This window comes from Endozoicomonas sp. Z74 (assembly GCF_057680865.1).
The window spans coordinates 1-13,616 of record NZ_JBLYZI010000042.1 but is presented as its reverse complement, the minus strand read 5'-3'; the positions used below and the strand labels follow the sequence as shown (position 1 = coordinate 13,616).

The 13,616-nt window shown below is 53.3% G+C and carries 9 protein-coding genes and 1 tRNA gene; 8 read left to right on the top strand and 2 right to left on the bottom strand.

Annotated features, from left to right (window positions below; translation table 11 throughout):
• The first annotated feature begins 46 nt into the window (after positions 1-46).
• The 7 genes from hisC to lapB all read left to right on the top strand — a co-directional run bounded on the left by hisC (position 47) and on the right by lapB (position 8,337).
• Positions 47-1,180, top strand: a complete 1,134-nt coding sequence (gene hisC / locus ACNRUY_RS13515; protein WP_488112166.1) for a histidinol-phosphate transaminase — start codon at positions 47-49, stop codon at positions 1,178-1,180.
• Complete coding sequence (locus tag ACNRUY_RS13510; protein WP_488112165.1) at positions 1,177-3,414, top strand: bifunctional prephenate dehydrogenase/3-phosphoshikimate 1-carboxyvinyltransferase; 2,238 nt, start codon at positions 1,177-1,179, stop codon at positions 3,412-3,414. The genes hisC and ACNRUY_RS13510 overlap by 4 nt, the downstream gene beginning before the upstream one ends.
• 180 nt (positions 3,415-3,594) lie before the next feature.
• On the top strand, positions 3,595-4,290 hold the full coding sequence (cmk, locus tag ACNRUY_RS13505; protein ID WP_488112164.1) for a (d)CMP kinase: 696 nt from the start codon (positions 3,595-3,597) through the stop codon (positions 4,288-4,290).
• Positions 4,291-4,589: 299 nt separating this feature from the next.
• Positions 4,590-6,269, top strand: coding sequence for a 30S ribosomal protein S1 (gene rpsA, locus ACNRUY_RS13500; protein ID WP_488112163.1), 1,680 nt, complete (start codon positions 4,590-4,592; stop codon positions 6,267-6,269).
• 241 nt (positions 6,270-6,510) lie between these two features.
• Positions 6,511-6,816, top strand: a complete 306-nt coding sequence (ihfB, locus tag ACNRUY_RS13495) for an integration host factor subunit beta (RefSeq protein ID WP_488112187.1) — start codon at positions 6,511-6,513, stop codon at positions 6,814-6,816.
• 8 nt (positions 6,817-6,824) lie between these two features.
• Entirely contained in the window at positions 6,825-7,172 is a 348-nt protein-coding gene (locus ACNRUY_RS13490; RefSeq protein WP_488112162.1) for a lipopolysaccharide assembly protein LapA domain-containing protein, read from the top strand.
• The gene (gene lapB / locus ACNRUY_RS13485; protein ID WP_488112161.1) at positions 7,165-8,337 is read left to right on the top strand and encodes a lipopolysaccharide assembly protein LapB; all 1,173 of its coding nucleotides are present in this window, start codon (positions 7,165-7,167) and stop codon (positions 8,335-8,337) included. Before ACNRUY_RS13490 ends, lapB begins: the two co-directional genes overlap by 8 nt.
• A 1,333-nt stretch (positions 8,338-9,670) precedes the next feature.
• On the opposite strand, the gene ACNRUY_RS13480 is transcribed toward lapB, so the two are convergent.
• Together ACNRUY_RS13480 and ACNRUY_RS13475 are read right to left on the bottom strand one after the other, a co-directional pair.
• A tRNA-Asn gene (locus ACNRUY_RS13480) sits at positions 9,671-9,746 on the bottom strand.
• An 84-nt stretch (positions 9,747-9,830) separates the two neighbouring features.
• Positions 9,831-11,009: a pyridoxal phosphate-dependent aminotransferase gene (locus tag ACNRUY_RS13475; protein WP_488112186.1), complete on the bottom strand. Its 1,179-nt coding sequence runs from the start codon at positions 11,007-11,009 to the stop codon at positions 9,831-9,833.
• Between the two features lie 413 nt (positions 11,010-11,422).
• Here ACNRUY_RS13475 and uvrB point away from each other — a divergent pair, with 413 nt between their 5' ends.
• Entirely contained in the window at positions 11,423-13,435 is a 2,013-nt protein-coding gene (uvrB, locus tag ACNRUY_RS13470) for an excinuclease ABC subunit UvrB (RefSeq protein ID WP_488112160.1), read from the top strand.
• The last annotated feature ends 181 nt before the right edge of the window (positions 13,436-13,616 follow it).

Here is a 13,616-nt window from a genome sequence, read left to right as displayed (position 1 = left end):
GGTGCACTCCCGTTATTTATTCAATAAAAACAGCTGAAGGTAAGTTATGTCCCGGGATTTTCTGGAACTCGCGGTACCAGGCGTAAAGAGCCTCAGCCCCTATCAACCTGGCAAGCCTATTGAAGAGCTGGCCAGGGAGCAGGGGCTTGAGGTCGATGAAATTGTTAAGCTGGCCAGTAATGAAAACCCGCTCGGGCCGCCGCCGTCTGCGGTAAAGACGATGATGGATGCTATGGCCGATCTGGCCCGTTACCCGGATGGCAGTGGTTTTGTGTTAAGGCAGGCGCTGTCGAAGCATTTGGCGGTGACGCCAGACCAGATCACCTTGGGAAATGGCTCCAATGATGTTCTGGTGCTGCTGGCCGAGGCGTTTCTTGATGGCAGCTGCTCCGGCATGTATTCAGAGTTTGCTTTTGTCGTTTATCCCCTGGCCGTGCGTGCTGCCGGTGCCCAGGCGATTGTTGTGCCTGCGTCTGACTGGGGTCATGACCTGGAGGCTATGGCAAAGGCGGTTCGCTCTGATACCCGAATGATTTTTCTGGCGAATCCCAATAACCCCACCGGTACCGCATTCTCCAGAGATGAGCTGGTGGCTTTTCTGGACCGGGTGCCACCGGAGGTGATTGTGGTTCTGGATGAGGCCTATTTTGAATACGCTTCTGCTCCAGAACAGCCTGATGGTGTGGCGTTGCTGGGGACCTATCCGAACCTGGTGGTGACCCGAACTTTCTCCAAGGCTTATGGGCTGGCCGGGGCCCGGGTGGGGTACTCCATCTCCAGTCCGGAAATTGCCAATATTCTTAACCGGTTAAGACAGCCTTTTAATGTCAATCTTCCTGCCCAGCTGGGAGCGGCGGCGGCCCTGGGTGATGAGGATTATCTCAGTCGGTCGGTTGAGGTGAACCGTGCGGGGATGGCTCAGCTGGAAAAGGGGTTGCAGGCGCTCGGACTGTCGTGGATTCCGTCCTCCGGCAATTTTATTACCGTGGATATGAAAACCGATGCCATGCCGGTTTATCAGGCACTGCTGACCCAGGGGGTGATTGTCAGACCTGTGGCAAATTATGGGATGCCGGAGCATCTCCGAATCTCCATTGGTCTGCCGGAAGAGAATCAGCGCTGCCTTGAGGCGCTGGAGCAGGTATTGGCCAGCAAAACCAGCCAGGGTGAGTTTTCGTGAGTTCCGGAAAGTGCGTTGACTCGCTGCTGGTGATCGGTCTTGGCCTGATTGGAGGTTCTTTTGCCGCTTCGTTAAAACGGGTCTCCGCCTGTGGACAGGTTCTGGGTTACGATCTGAACGCCGCTGCGGTTGAGGAAGCGCTTGAGTTGGGAGTGATTGACCGGGGCTGCAACTCCATTGCCGAAGGGGTGGCCCATGCCGATGTCATCATGGTTTCCGTGCCCATGCTGGCCATGGAGCCGGTGCTCAAAGAGCTGGCTCAATGCTCCCTTGAAGGTAAGGTGATTACCGATGCCGGCAGCAGCAAAGAAGCCCTGGTCAGGGCGGCAGAAGCTGCTTTCGGTGAAGTTCCGGTCAACCTGGTGCCGGGGCATCCCATTGCCGGGTCGGAAAAAAGCGGGGTGGCTGCAGCAAAGCCGGATCTGTTTGTAGCCCATAACCTGATTCTTACCCCGCTTCCCAATACCGACCCGGAAGCGCTTGTTCTGGTCAAGTCGCTCTGGGAGGCTTGCGGTTCTGTCGTCACCGAGATGGGTGTGCGGCGGCACGATGAAGTGCTGGCAAAAACCAGTCATCTTCCTCATTTTCTGGCTTTCTCGCTGGTGGATACATTGGCGGGTAATCCGGATAACCAGGATATTTTCCGTTATGCTGCCGGGGGCTTCCGGGATTTTACCCGTATTGCCGGCAGTGACCCGGTCATGTGGCATGACGTAGCCCTGGGAAACAGCAGTGCGGTGCTGGAGGCTCTGGACCATTTTACCCAGGGGCTCGAGCAGTTTCGCAAGGCGATCATAGAAAAAGACAGTCAGACCCTGATGGGGATTTTCAGTCGTGCCCGGGCGGCGCGGCAGCATTTTGCCACAGTGTTGGCCAGAAGAGCTTTTATGGCAGGTATGAAAGAAAGTACACAAACATTTGTAGCCAGACCGGGCGGTCGACTGTCCGGTGTGTTAAGGGTGCCGGGGGATAAGTCCATTTCTCATCGCTCCATCATGCTGGGTGCTCTGGCTGAAGGGGTTACCGTGGTGGAGGGTTTTCTTGAAGGTGAAGACGCCATGGCGACCCTTCAGGCCTTTCGCGATATGGGGGTGGTGATCGAAGGCCCCAGTGAAGGCCGTGTTGTGATTCACGGTGTTGGAATGAAGGGGCTTCAGCCGCCGCCAGGGCCTCTGTATCTGGGTAACGCGGGTACGGCAATGCGCCTGATGGCGGGCCTGATGGCAGCCCAGTCTTTTGATGTCACTCTGACGGGCGACGAGTCCCTTTCCGGCCGTCCCATGAACCGGGTGGTTGCCCCCCTGACGGAAATGGGAGCAGGGATTGAAACCTCGGAAGGTGGTCGCCCACCACTAGTGATCAAAGGCGGTCAACCCCTCAAGGGTATCGATTATAAGCTGCCCATGGCCTCGGCCCAGGTGCAATCCTGCCTGCTGCTGGCAGGCATGTATGCCAGTGGTGAAACCCGGACAGAGGCTCCCGGCATTGTCCGGGACCACACCAACCGTATGCTCAGTGGATTCGGTTATCCCGTTAAGGTTGAAGGCAGCAACGTCTCCCTTGAAGGAGGGGCAACCCTGACAGCAACGGATATTGATGTCCCTGCTGATATCTCCTCAGCGGCCTTCTTTATGGTGGCCGCTTCCATTGCCGAAGGGGCTGAAATCCGGCTTTCCCATGTGGGGATGAACCCCACAAGATCGGGCGTGATCGATATTCTCCGGTTGATGGGGGCGGATATTACCCTGGAAAATGAGGCGCTGGCCGGTGGTGAACCGGTGGCCGATGTGGTGGTTCGCTCTGCCCGCCTGCGGGGTATAGAAATACCGGAAAAACTGGTGCCTGTTGCCATTGACGAGTTTCCTGTGCTGTTTGTGGCGGCGGCCTGTGCGGAGGGTCAGACAGTGCTGACTGGGGCCCGTGAACTCAGGGTGAAGGAAAGTGATCGTATCCAGGCCATGGCCGACGGCCTGAAAATTCTGGGCGTTGATGCCCAGCCTCAGCCGGACGGCATGGTTATCAATGGTTCCGGCGGTGCTGGTGCAACGGTATTTGGCAGTGGTACTATTGACAGCCATGGAGACCATCGGATTGCTATGGCGTTTGCGGTAGCAGCTCTGAGGGCTGAAGGGGAAATTCAGATTCTGGATTGTGCCAATGTGGCCACCTCTTTTCCGAATTTTATCGCACTGGCCGGTGAGGCTGGTATGAAGGTTTCTGTTAAGTCCTCTTGATTTTCTCTAATGCTGTCTGGGTTATTGCTCAGGCAGCTGTCCTGTTGTTGCTGTTGTCAACCGATTCTGGATGTTTTGTTTATGGCAGGGTGCTGTGCCGCCAGAGGCAGGCGGTGTTCGATATTCTGGGCTTGAATTTGAAAATGGCCAGTGCCCCTGCAGGAAAAAAGGTAAAAGTGAGTGAGTGATTCTCATGCTGCTGTAACAGTGGTTACGATTGATGGCCCCAGTGGTTCCGGCAAGGGAACCATTGCTTCCCTGCTGGCCAGGGAGCTGGGTTGGGGGTTGCTGGACAGTGGCGCCCTTTACCGGCTGACTGCGCTGGCGGCCATGAATCACGGGGTGGATTTTGAGGATGAAGCCTCTCTGGAAGTGTTGGCAGGGCATCTGGATGTCCAGTTTATTCCCGATGAAGACGGAAAAGAACTGACGATTATTCTCGAAGGGGAAAGGGTTGGAGAGAGTCTGAGAACGGAAGAGGTTGGTGCGATGGCGTCAAAAGTGGCGGCGTTGCCCGGCGTTCGCAGGGCTCTGTTACAGCGTCAGCGGGATTTTGCGGAAAAGCCAGGCCTGGTGGCGGATGGCCGTGACATGGGGACGGTGGTTTTCCCGGAGGCTGCTCTCAAGATCTTTCTCACCGCCAGCGCCGAAGAACGGGCAAAAAGACGCCATGAACAGTTGCATCAAAAGGGCATAAATGCTAGTTTTGATCGCCTTTTGTCAGATATCAGGGCCCGGGATGCGAGGGACAGCCAGAGGGCAGTGTCGCCGCTGAAAGCAGCAGACGACGCTGAAGTAATGGACAGTACCCGGATGAGCATCCAGGAAGTCTTTAATGAAGTGCTGACAAAAATGAAGTTAAAAGGGTTACTTTGAGCCTGTCTGACTTATGGCTGGCTGCTAGACTCCTTTTAACGACGAAGGTTGACTTCGTACAAGTTTTAAGCCCCCTTTTCTGGAAGGGGGATAGCGGGGGATGAAGCGGTTGCTTCATCCTTTTTTTACTGGAGGACCGGCTCAGGCGTAATGCCAGCACTGCCGATTCGGTCCTGATTAAGGTAACCCACACTGGCTGGCGGTGTGGACGGCAAGCAGTTATCACTCTGGGGTTGATGGTTGACGGATACCCTCATAATGAGCGCTCTGGCTGTGAGTACGTTGTTACAGGAAAGATCATGAGCGAAAGCTTTGCTGAACTTTTTGAAGAGAGCCTGAAAGAAATCGAAATGAAGCCCGGCGCCATTGTCAGTGGTGTAGTGGTTGATATCGATAGCGATTGGGTAACTGTGCATGCTGGCCTGAAGTCTGAGGGTGTCATTCCCAAGGCTCAATTCCAGGATGAAAACGGTGAGTTGACCATCGCGGTTGGCGATGAAGTCCAGGTTGCCCTGGACGCGGTTGAAGACGGCTTCGGTGAAACCCGTCTGTCCCGTGAAAAAGCCAAGCGTATGGAAGCCTGGAAAGAGCTTGAGAAAGCCTTTGAAGCAGAAGACGTGGTTAAGGGTGTTATCAGTGGTAAGGTCAAGGGTGGCTTCACTGTTGACGTGGCTACTATCCGTGCCTTCCTGCCTGGTTCTCTGGTTGATGTCCGTCCGGTTCGTGATACTGCGCACCTGGAAGGCAAAGAGCTGGAATTCAAGGTTATCAAGCTGGATCAGAAGCGTAACAACGTTGTTGTTTCCCGTCGCAGCGTCCTGGAAGCTGAAAACAGTGCTGAGCGTGAGCAGCTGCTGGGCTCCCTGCAGGAAGGTCTGGAAGTCAAGGGTATCGTTAAGAACCTGACCGACTACGGCGCCTTTGTTGACCTGGGTGGCGTTGACGGCCTGCTGCACATCACCGACATGGCCTGGAAGCGCATCAAGCATCCGAGCGAAATTGTCAACGTTGGCGATGAGATCAACGTTAAGGTACTGAAGTTTGACCGTGAGCGTAACCGCGTATCTCTGGGTCTGAAGCAGCTGGGTGAAGATCCATGGGTCGCTATCACCAACCGCTTCCCTGAAGGTACCCGTGCCTCTGGCCGCGTAACCAACCTGACTGACTACGGCTGCTTTGTTGAGCTGGAAGAAGGTGTTGAAGGTCTGGTACACGTTTCCGAAATGGACTGGACCAACAAGAACATCCACCCATCCAAGGTGGTTGCTCTGGGTGATGAGGTTGAAGTTCAGGTTCTGGATATCGACGAAGAGCGTCGTCGTATCTCCCTGGGTATCAAGCAGTGCAAGAAGAACCCATGGGAAGAGTTCTCCGGTTCCTTCAACAAGGCTGACAAGCTCAAGGGCAAGATCAAGTCCATCACTGACTTCGGTATCTTCATCGGTCTGGACGGTGGTATTGACGGTCTGGTTCACCTGTCTGACATCTCCTGGAACGAAGCCGGTGAAGACGCAGTTCGCCAGTACAAGAAGGGCGACGAAGTTGAAGCCGTTATTCTGGCCATTGATGCCGAGCGTGAGCGTATCTCCCTGGGTATCAAGCAGCTGTCTGAAGATCCGTTCAGCTCCTTTGCCGGTCTGAATGAGAAGGGCACTATCGTCAAGGGTGTGATCAAGGAAGTGACCGCCAAGGCCGCTACTGTTGAGCTCGCCGAAGACGTTCTGGCGACTCTGAAGGCTTCTGAAATCAGCATTGACCGTGTCGAAGATGCAACCAATGTTCTGAAGGAAGGCGAAGAAATCGAAGCTCGCATCATCAGCATTGACCGCAAGAACCGTAACATCAACCTGTCTATCAAAGCGAAAGACCAGGCTGATGAGAAGGCGGCCATGAAAGAGCTGCGCAGCAAGCAGGAAGAAGAAGCTTCCGGTCCGACCACCATTGGTGATCTGATCAAGGCTCAGATGGAAAACAAATAAGTTTTTCTGACAGGCCTGGCTTAATTCCCTTCGGGGAAAAGCAATAAAAACCGCGGTTTATACCGCGGTTTTTTTATGGGCAATCAAAGGGTTGCTTGATTTCTCGGTTTGGGTTAGCTAGGGTAGAATCTTCTTGGTCGTAAACGGCGAAGGCTTGGGGTTGAAAGATGGAGGCTGGAACACTTATCGGTGGTTCTGGTGTCCGGGCCTTCAGGGAGTGGCAGGGAAAGGAATAATGACGATGACCCGGTCTGAACTGATCGAACAGATTGCCCAACTGCAACCGCAGTTGTCCATCAAAGATATCGAGCTGGCTGTCAAAGCGATTATGGAGCACATGTCCCACGCGCTTGCAACCGGTGAGAGGGTGGAGATAAGGGGGTTTGGCAGCTTCTCACTTCATTATCGTGCCCCCAGAGTGGGCCGTAATCCAAAAACCGGTGAGTCCGTCACGCTGCAGGCCAAGCATGTTCCCCATTTCAAACCAGGAAAAGAGCTGAGAGAGCGGGTAAACCGTGGCCTGGAAGAGGGCATCAGCGGATCGTAAATTGACTTATGGCGGACGATAAATTGACTGTTGTCACGACGATTGTCGTATGGCTCAAGCGCCTCCTCCTTCTTGCTTTCTTCATTGTGATGCTGGTGTTTTTTGTCAATTTTACGTTGTCGAATACCCAGCAGGTCAGCCTGGAAATGCTTGGCTGGTCATTGCCGTCGGTAGGCAGCTCTACACTGGTTATGGTCCCTTTTATTCTGGGCGGTATCCTTGGCTTGTTGGGCTCTCTGCTTGTGGTTGTGCGTCTGCGTCTTGCCAATGCCAGCCTGCAAAGAAAGCTGGTGCGGCGGGATTCTGAGCTGCAGAAGTTAAGAACAAGCGCCCTCAAAGGGTTAACGGATGCCTGATTTTGCTTTACTGGGGCTGGTTCTTGCTGCAATTATTATTGGTTATTTTTTTGGCTGGCGTGACCAGAAAAAGAAAAACGCCGGTTCCTCGAATCGCCTTTCCAAAGATTATTTCGTCGGGCTCAATTATCTGATCAATGAGCAGACTGATGAAGCCATTGATGTGTTTATCAAGGCGCTGGATCTGAATGATGATACCGTCGATACCTACCTTGCCCTGGGCAGTTTGTTTGGGAAAAGAGGGGAGGTGGAGAAGTCCATCCGGGTTCATCAGGATCTGCTGGCCCGTCCCAGCCTGACTCCCCAGCAATCGGTTTGTGTTCAACTGGCTCTGGCCAGGGATTATTTTTCGGCAGGTCTGCTGGACCGTGCCGAGGCCATTCTTGTTGATATCAGCCGTCAGAATCACTCAATGCAGCGAGAAGCCCTTCGGCAACTCCTCAAGGTGTATGAGCACGAGCGGGAATGGCACAGTGCTATTGAAGTGGCTGAGCGGCTGCGTAAAAGCGGCGGTGAGCAGTACTCCGTGTTTCTGGCTCACTATTACTGCGAGCAAAGTGAAATCAGCCTTCAGAGAAACGATCGTGTTTCGGCTCGCCGGGCCGTTCGTCAGGCATTTGCCCGTGACCGCAACAGCGTCCGGGCCAGTCTTTTGCTAGGGAAAATAGAGTTTGAAGAGGGACGTTACAAAGAGGTCATCAAAGTACTTCAGCGTATTTCTTATCAGGATGTCAGCTTTGTGCCCCTGTCGATTCCCATGCTTGAGCTCTGTTTTGAGCGGCTCGGCAGCTATCGCGGCCTGGGGGCTTATCTCGGTCGTTGCCTTAATGAGCGGCCGGGCAGTGCTGTTATTATTGCCATGACCCGACTGTTGCTCCGTGAAAACGGTGAGCAGCAGGCCATTCATTTTCTGACATCACAGCTGGATCGTCACCCCACATTAAAAGGACTCCATGAGTTGATTGGCATCAGGCTTCGCTATCAGGGAGAGGAGCCCGGTGGAGGTCTGCAGCTGATCCGGCGGCTTACGGAACGGATGCTGGAGCTTAAACCGGTATTTGCCTGTGACCATTGCGGCTTTTCCGGCAAGGAAATGCACTGGCAATGCCCTGGTTGCCACTCGTGGGGAGCAGTTAAACCGATTCAGGGTTTTGAGGGGGATTGAACTTCTTTACTGTTTTCCGGTCGATATCAACAGTGCAGTGTTTTTATCGCTGCGCAGGGACGTATTTGATCGGTGATAGTTATGGATGTCAATGTAAATAAGCTGACGGCCCATTATGAAGGTCTCACATGTGGAGATGATCCCTCTGAGAAGGGATGTGTGGCCGGTGGAGCTGTCAGTCGGTTTGATCAAGAGCGGAAAATGCCTCCTTCTGGTGATGGCAGGGATTTTGAGTTATGTTCTATCTCGGCCAGAGAAGTTGCTTATGCCTGTCTGGGAAGCCTTCTTAAACCTATCCAGCACAAGAGCGCGATAGTTCAGATTATTGATAATCTCAAAGGCTATTTACCCATAGGGGTGAGTAATGTTGAAGAAGACGACCATCATTGCATGGCGGACTCTGTTAAGAAACTGGTCCATTATTACGAGAGTCATCAAGCTGATTTTCAGAATGCCGTTTATAAATATTACCTTGGTGAAGAAGGAAGGGTGAAGGGGCTGGATACGGATTCGGCCTGTGCTCTTCGGGACAGGCTGGGTGAAGATTGGTTGACCTTATCGGCTAATGTACGAGAGTGCTCTCTGGAGGGCTATGAGCCCCTTTTAGATGGAATTGGGGAAGCCCTCGTTTTGCTACAGCATGACTGTTCTATTCAAGCATTCCGTGTTAATGATTTCAGTTACTCCAAAACGGATGAAAATGATAATGAAGGTGTTGTGGGTGATTATTCTTCTTTGATTTCAGTGGGTTCTCTGGATCAAGTAAACGGACAGTTGAAAAAAGACTTTCCAAGGAGGAGGGTAAGCTGCAGTTTTATAAACCCCTTTGAGAAAATTATTTTCTCTTCTGATGATATGGAGCAGGAAAAGAAGTTGCCGGAAAATCATCAGAAAACCGATGAGGCTATTCTTGATGTTTTGTTGAGTCGATTTGATCGCGAGCTGGCCCGTTTTCTAAAGTTATCAAAGATGGACTTTTTGGATAAAGACTTTGCAGGAAGGTTTATTAAGACCAATGCAGCACAAGGTGGAATGGCTTTGATGATGGGGATGAGTCAGAAGGCCGCAGATAAATTTATTTCTCGTTTTCCAGGGTATCTTATTTTTCCGGACCAGAGTGGCTTAAAGAATCATGCCGAATTCAGCATTCAAGAAAACAAGCTTCGCCTTGTGACAACCATGGAATGGGAATTGGCTCTTTACAGGGATGGCTCTGATAAAAAGCTGGGGTGCAGAAGAGTTAAGTTTGAGGTGGTTTCCGAGCTGGGTGTTGATGATAAAGAGCCTGATCTGGTGAACGCGAAAATGGAGCCTGCAGATCACAAAAGCAAAGTGGCTCCCCGAGCTGGACTCGAACCAGCGACCCAATGATTAACAGTCATTTGCTCTACCAACTGAGCTATCGGGGAATAACCTTGTCAGGAATAATACCTGTCCTGCCTGAGCTGTCAACCGGAAACCCGGTGTAACCGGGTTTCCAGGAGCTATAACCCTCAGGACAGAGTGTCTCTCAGTCGATCCAGTGCTTTCTCCAGCGCCTCATCGCTGGTGGCAAAAGAAAGTCTCATGCAGCCGTCAGCGCCAAAGGCTGAACCGGGCACCAGGGCAACCCCTTTTTCCAGGAACAGGGCGGCCAGGTCCGTGTCTTTTTCAAAGCCCAGAGTTTTCATGGCATCGTTAAAGTCCGCAAACGCATAAAAAGTGCCGTCCCCCTCAATAGCACTCACGCCGGGCAGCTGGTTTAAGCGGCCGACCACGTAGTCATGACGCTTTTTAAAGGCCGTCAGCATCTCCTTGACGCAGTCCTGGGAACCGTTCAGGGCTTCAACCGCAGCAGCCTGGGCAATGGAGCAGGGGTTGGAGGTGCTCTGGGACTGGATCTTCTTCATGTTTTTGATCAACCACTCAGGACCGCCTGCATAACCGATCCGCCAGCCGGTCATGGAGTAAGCCTTGGAAACACCATTAAGAACAATGGTGCGGTCGTACAGCGCCGGGCAGGCCATAAGAATGTTGCAGAAAGGCTCGTCGCTCCAGAGGATATGTTCGTACATATCATCGGTAGCCACCATCACCTCCGGGTACTTCAGCAGCACTTCCGCCAGGGACTCCAGCTCTTTTCGGGTATAGGCGGTACCAGAGGGATTGGAGGGGCTGTTCAGAACCACCAGACGGGTTTTGTCAGTGATGGCGGCATCCAGTTGTTCGGCGGTGATTTTGAAGCGGTTTTCCAGGCCCGCTTTGACAATCACCGGCACGCCTTCGGCAATGGTGACCATGTCCGGATAGGAGACCCAGTAGGGGGCTGGAATCACCACTTCATCGCCTTTGTTCAGCAGGGCCAGAGCCAGATTGAAAAAACTCTGTTTTCCGCCACTGGAAACCAGGATCTGGTTAGGAGCGTATTCCAGGCCGTTATCCCGATTGAATTTGTCGATCACGGCCTGTTTCAGTTCAGCGGTGCCATCCACGGCGGTGTATTTGGTTTTCCCTTCAGCAATGGCTTTTACGGCAGCAGCCTTGATGTGTTCCGGGGTGTCAAAGTCAGGCTCGCCCGCACCCAGGCCGATAATATCGTGACCGGCGGCTCTGAGCTCGGCGGCTTTGGCGGTGACCGCCAGGGTGGGGGAAGGCTTGACCATTTGCACGCGTTGGGATGGAGTCACGGTGATCCTCGTTTATGGTTGTCACGCAGGGAATTATAATGCTGTTGTTCGTCGTCCGTGTTGATTGTTTCCTGGTTGTTTTTCGTTGAGGTAATCAGCTGTCCGTCGCAGTATGATAACGGACGGTGGCAGTGATTCTCCGAAGTAAGTGAGAACAACAGTGGGAGCCTGTCGGACTTATGACAATTTCGGCCTAAAATCCAGAAAGAACGGCCAAATTTTACGATGAATTCGATTAAATAGGTCAGCTATTTGCACGAATCCATCGAAAAATCTAGCTCGTTCTACTGAATTTTATGCTCGAAAGCATAAGTCAGACAGTCTCCAAGGCATGATACACAATCCAGGGGGGTTGTTCACGATTTTGAAGCGATCGGGGGCAGCTGACTGGTCAAAAAGCCAGGAAATCGAAGGGTTTTATGAGTCGAGCATTCAAGGTGTCTTCCCGTTTCAGTCCTGCCGGTGACCAGCCGGGGGCGATTCAACAACTGGTGCAGGGGATTCAGTCCGGCCTGGCCTGCCAGACACTGCTGGGGGTAACCGGGTCCGGAAAGACCTTCACCGTGGCCAACGTGGTGGAACAGATTCAGCGCCCCACGATCATCATGGCCCACAATAAAACCCTGGCGGCCCAGCTATACGGCGAGTTCAAGGAGTTCTTTCCGGATAATGCGGTGGAGTACTTTGTCTCTTATTACGACTATTACCAGCCCGAGGCCTATGTGCCCACTTCCGACACTTATATAGAGAAAGATGCGTCGGTCAATGAGCATATAGAGCAGATGCGGCTCTCGGCCACCAAGGCGTTAATGGAGCGGGACGATGCCATTATTGTGGCAACGGTGTCGGCTATTTATGGTCTGGGAGACCCGGGGTCTTACCTGAAGATGATTCTGCACCTGGACCGCGGGGATCAGGTGGAGCAGAGGACGCTGTTGCGTCGTCTGGCTGAACTACAGTATACGCGCAATGACGCTGAGCTTCGTCGGGCCACCTATCGGGTTCGGGGCGATGTGATCGATATCTTTCCGGCGGAATCTGAGAAAGAAGCCATCCGGCTGGAACTGTTTGATGAGGAGCTGGAGTCCATCAGCGAGTTTGACCCTTTAACCGGCGAGGTGTTGCGAAAGCTGCCCCGGGTGACCATCTATCCAAAAACGCACTATGTCACTCCAAGGCAGACCATTCTGGATGCGGTTGAGGCCATCAAGGTGGAGCTGGCGGAACGGCTGGAGGTGTTGAAAAACAACAACAAGCTGGTGGAAGCCCAGAGGCTGGAACAGCGAACCCGGTTTGATCTGGAAATGATGGTGGAGCTGGGCTATTGCACGGGCATTGAAAACTATTCCCGTTACCTCTCGGGCAATCAGCCCGGGGAAGCACCGCCCACCCTGTTTGACTACATTCCCGATAACGCCCTGCTGGTGATTGATGAGTCCCATGTCACCGTTCCCCAGGTGGGGGCTATGTACAAGGGCGATCGTTCCCGCAAGGAAACCCTGGTGGAGTTTGGCTTCCGGTTGCCGTCGGCCCTGGACAACCGGCCCATGAAATTTGAAGAGTGGGAAGCCCGACGACCCCAGACCATCTTTGTGTCAGCGACGCCGGGCAAATACGAAGAGGAACATCAGGGCCAGGTGGTGGATCAGGTGGTTCGACCCACAGGGCTGGTGGATCCGGAAATTGAAGTACGCCCGGCCAGTACCCAGGTGGATGACCTGCTGTCGGAAATCCACAAGACCGTGGCCAAACAGGAGAGAGTGCTGGTCACAGTGCTGACCAAGCGCATGGCGGAAGACCTGACCGAGTACCTCCATGAGCAGGGGGTGCGTGTGAGATACCTGCATTCGGATATCGATACGGTAGAGCGGGTGGAAATCATCCGGGATCTCAGGATTGGTGCCTTTGATGTGCTGGTGGGGATCAACCTGCTCCGTGAAGGGCTGGATATGCCGGAAGTGTCGCTGGTGGCGATTCTGGATGCGGATAAGGAAGGTTTTCTCCGGTCAGACCGCTCCCTGATCCAGACCATTGGTCGTGCTGCCCGGAATATCAATGGGCACGCCATTCTTTATGGTGACCGCATCACCGGCTCCATGGAGCGGGCCATCGGCGAAACCGAGCGCAGAAGAACCAAACAGCTGGAATACAATCAAAAGCACGGCATTGTTCCCAAAGGGGTCCATAAGTCTGTGGCGGATATTCTGGAAGGGGCTGTGGCCCCCGGGAAGAAAAAAGCCGGACGAGGTCAACGGAAAGTGGCAGAGCCGAGTGCGGGTTATCAGGTCACCATGACTCCGGAAGTGATGGCGGAGACCATTGAAAAGCTGGAGGCGAAAATGATGGAGCATTCCCGCAACCTGGAGTTTGAAGAGGCGGCGGCGGTGCGGGATGACATTGCCCGTTTGCGGGAGCAGGTGCTCAAGCACTGAGCCCTTTTGGGTAGGGGGGGGCTTGGGGGAGAGGCTAACAGGGCGCACATTACGTGCATTAGTTCAGATCTGATCTGACAATTCCCTCTTCAAAAAAGGGAAGGGTTACCGATTTAGATAGAGGGTGAAATCACTGAAATCTAAATCGTAAAAAGGTAACCCTTATGATTCATACTAATCA